The organism is Priestia sp. P5_B4 (genome assembly GCF_056400385.1).
In genome coordinates, this window is record NZ_JBFULJ010001323.1 from 1 (window position 1) to 748 (window position 748).

General features: G+C 67.4%; 1 protein-coding gene and 1 pseudogene. Both read left to right on the forward strand.

The features are described from left to right. On the forward strand, positions 1–330 hold a 330-nt coding region (locus AC1DRF_RS30745; protein WP_477742666.1), incomplete at its 5' end, for a beta-propeller fold lactonase family protein. Next, positions 327–748, forward strand: a pseudogene (locus tag AC1DRF_RS30750) (hypothetical protein); the annotation flags it as partial. The gene AC1DRF_RS30745 and the pseudogene AC1DRF_RS30750, both read left to right, overlap by 4 nt.

The following is a 748-nucleotide window of genomic DNA, read 5'->3' on the forward strand; positions in this document are numbered from 1 at the left end:
GTGCGGACGATCGACTTCGACCGCGATCCACGCGCGCCCGATACCGTGCAGGCGGTCGGCATCGCGCTGACCGACGATGGCACGCGCGCCTATGTCGCGCTGGGCCGCGGCGATCACGTGGCGGAGATCGACGCGCGCAGCGGCCAGATCCTGCGCTACCACCCGGTCGGTCACCGCAACTGGGGCATCGACCTGTCGCGCGACGCGACCCGCGTCTATGCAGCGAGCGGATTGTCCGGGGATGTCACCGTGATCGATACGAAGACACGACGCACGCTGGCGACGATCCGCACCGGTGGCAAGCCGTGGGGCGTGGCGGTGGGACCATGAAACGCCTGATCGTCCTCGCACTCCTGCTCTGCTGCGCGCCCGCGTTCGGCCGCGAGCTGCGCGTCTGCGCCGACCCCAACAACCTGCCCTTTTCCAACCGCGCGGGCGAGGGTTTCGAAAACAAGATCGTCGAGGTGCTCGCACGCGATCTGCATGCGACGGTGACCTACCTGTGGTGGCCGCAACGCCGTGGCGCGATCCGCAATACGCTGGATACGCAGGATTGCGACATCATCCCCGGCATCGCGAGCGGCATGGAGCGCATCGCCACCACGCGCCCGTATTACCGATCCGGTTACGTCTTCGTCGTTCGCGAGAACGGCGCGCTGCACGACCTGGTGTCATTGGACGATCCGCGATTGGCGACGGCCACGATCGGCGTCCAGCTCATCGGGGACGATGGTGCAAACACGCCGCC